2 rRNA genes are annotated in these 2950 nt (G+C 61.4%); both read left to right on the forward strand.

Annotated features, from left to right (window positions below):
• Nucleotides 1–2655 (forward strand): 23S ribosomal RNA (locus VS93_RS26125); the annotation flags it as partial.
• 120 nt (nucleotides 2656–2775) lie between these two features.
• A 5S ribosomal RNA gene (rrf, locus tag VS93_RS26130) occupies nucleotides 2776–2894 on the forward strand.
• Nucleotides 2895–2950 lie beyond the last annotated feature (56 nt).

Genomic DNA, 2950 nt, shown 5'->3' on the forward strand with positions numbered 1-2950 from the left:
GTGTGCTTGTGGGTGCAACCCCGAGTAGCGCGGAGCTCGTGGAATTTCGTGTGAATCTGGCAGGACCACCTGTCAAGCCTAAATACGTCCTGGTGACCGATAGTGGACGAGTACCGTGAGGGAAAGGTGAAAAGCGCCCCGGTGAGGGTGGTGAAAGAGTACCTGAAACCGTGTGCTGTCAAGCCGTCAGAGCCCTGTGGGGTGATGGCGTGCCTTTTGAAGAATGAGCCTGCGAGTTGTGGTGTGTGGCGAGGTTAACCCGGGTGGGGTAGCCGTAGCGAAAGCGAGTCTTAAATGGGCGGTTGAGTCGCATGCTGTTGACCCGAAGCGGGGTGATCTACCATGTCCAGGGTGAAGCGGCTGTAAGAGGTCGTGGAGGCCCGAACCCACCAGGGTTGAAAACCTGGGGGATGAGGTGTGGGTAGGGGTGAAAGGCCAATCAAACCCTGTGATAGCTGGTTCTCCCCGAAATGCATTTAGGTGCAGCGTCGCGTGGTGCGCCCCGGAGGTAGAGCGACTGGTTGGTTGATGGGCCCTGCCGGGTTACTGAGATCAGCTAAACTCCGAATGCCGGTGGTGTTGAGCGTGGCAGTGAGACTGCGGGGGATAAGCTCCGTGGTCGAGAGGGAAACAGCCCAGATCGCCAGCTAAGGCCCCTAAGCGTGTGCTGAGTGGGAAAGGTTGTGGAGTTGCTCAGACAACCAGGAGGTTGGCTTAGAAGCAGCCATCCTTGAAAGAGTGCGTAATAGCTCACTGGTCAAGTGGTTCTGCGCCGATAATGTAGCGGGGCTGAAGCACACCGCCGAAGCTGTGGACCCCTCCTTGTGGGGGGTGGTAGGGGAGCGTCGTGCCCGGCGGTGAAGCCGGCAAGGGATTGTCGGTGGAGCGGGTGCGAGTGAGAATGCAGGCATGAGTAGCGAAACCAGCGTGAGAAACGCTGGCGCCGAGTGACTAAGGGTTCCTGGGGCAGGTTAATCCGCCCAGGGTGAGTCGGGGCCTAAGGCGAGGCCGACAGGCGTAGTCGATGGATGACGGGTTGATATTCCCGTACCCGTTCGCGAGCGTCCCATACTCCCGCCCGCCGATGCTAACCGGTGGCGTCTGATCCGTTGGCCCTTCGGGGCCGGTGGTGGGGCGTGCTGGGGTCCGAGGCGGGGTCCGGGGGGCAGTGATGGGGTGACGCAGCAGGGTAGCTCTACCGGGCGGTGGTTGTCCCGGGATAAGCGTGTAGCCCCAGGTGTAGGTAAATCCGCGCCTGATGGTGGGTGAGGCGTGATGTCGAGCCGGTTTTGGTGAAGTGAGTGAGCCCATACTGCCGAGAAAAGCCTCTAGCGAGTTCGCGGGCGGCCCGTACCCGAAACCGACGCAGGTGGTCAGGTTGAGTAGACCGAGGCGTTCGGGTGAACCATGGTTAAGGAATTCGGCAAATTGTCCCCGTAACCTTGGGAGAAGGGGAGCCCTGTCCCGTGAAACACCGTGCGTGTGGAGCGGGGTGGGGTCGCAGATACCAGGGGGAAGCGACTGTTTACTAAAAACACAGGTCCGTGCGAAGTCGTAAGACGCGGTATACGGACTGACGCCTGCCCGGTGCCGGAACGTTAAGAGGACCGGTCACCCGCTGTTGGCGGGGCCGCTGGGAATCTAAGCGCCGGTAAACGGCGGTGGTAACTATAACCATCCTAAGGTAGCGAAATTCCTTGTCGGGTAAGTTCCGACCTGCACGAATGGCGTAACGACTTCCCCGCTGTCTCAACCATGGGCCCGGTGAAATTGCACTACGAGTAAAGATGCTCGTTTCGCGCAGCAGGACGGAAAGACCCCGGGACCTTCACTACAGCTTGATATTGGTGTTTGGGATGGTCTGTGTAGGATAGGTGGGAGCCGGTGAAGCCGCCACGCGAGTGGGGGTGGAGGCGTTGGTGAAATACCACTCTGGCCTTGTCGAGCACCTCAACCCGGATCCGTGACCCGGATCGGGGACAGTGTCTGGTGGGTAGTTTAACTGGGGCGGTTGCCTCCTAAAGGGTAACGGAGGCGCCCAAAGGTTCCCTCGGCCTGGTTGGTAATCAGGTGGTGAGTGTAAGTGCACAAGGGAGCTTGACTGCGAGACCGACGGGTCGAGCAGGTGCGAAAGCAGGGACTAGTGATCCGGCGCCGGCGTGTGGAAGCGGCGTCGCTCAACGGCTAAAAGGTACCCCGGGGATAACAGGCTGATCTTCCCCAAGAGTCCGTATCGACGGGATGGTTTGGCACCTCGATGTCGGCTCGTCGCATCCTGGGGCTGGAGTTGGTCCCAAGGGTTGGGCTGTTCGCCCATTAAAGCGGCACGCGAGCTGGGTTTAGAACGTCGTGAGACAGTTCGGTCCCTATCCGCTGCGCGCGTTGGAGACTTGCGAAGGGCTGTCCCTAGTACGAGAGGACCGGGACGGACGAACCTCTGGTGTGCCAGTTGTCCCGCCCGGGGCATGGCTGGTTGGCCACGTTCGGTACTGGTAACCGCTGAAAGCATCTAAGCGGGAAACACGCTTTTAGATGAGGTCTCCCACCCCTTTGTGGGGGTAAGGCCTCCCAGAGACGATGGGGTTGATAGGCCGGAGGTGCAAGCGCCGCAAGGCGTTGAGCCGACCGGTACTAATCGGCCGAGGGCTTGCCCACCACAGATGCTAGCGGCTCGCGCACACCCACCCACCCCCCACCCGGCCCGCACGGCCCGGGGCGGGGGCCACCCCACAACTGTTCCCACCCCCCGGCGGGGGTGCGGAGGTATAAAGCGTGTGCGGCGGCCACAGCGGAAGGGAAACACCCGGACCCATACCGAACCCGGCCGTTAAGCCTTCCAGCGCCGATGGTACTGCCCCCATGGTGCGGGGCGGGAGAGTAGGACACCGCCGCACCACCCACAAAAAAAAGGGGGGGCCCACCCGGGCCCCCCTTCCCACACCCACCCACC

Source organism: Allosalinactinospora lopnorensis (assembly GCF_000981225.1).
GTDB classification, from domain to species: domain Bacteria; phylum Actinomycetota; class Actinomycetes; order Streptosporangiales; family Streptosporangiaceae; genus Allosalinactinospora; species Allosalinactinospora lopnorensis.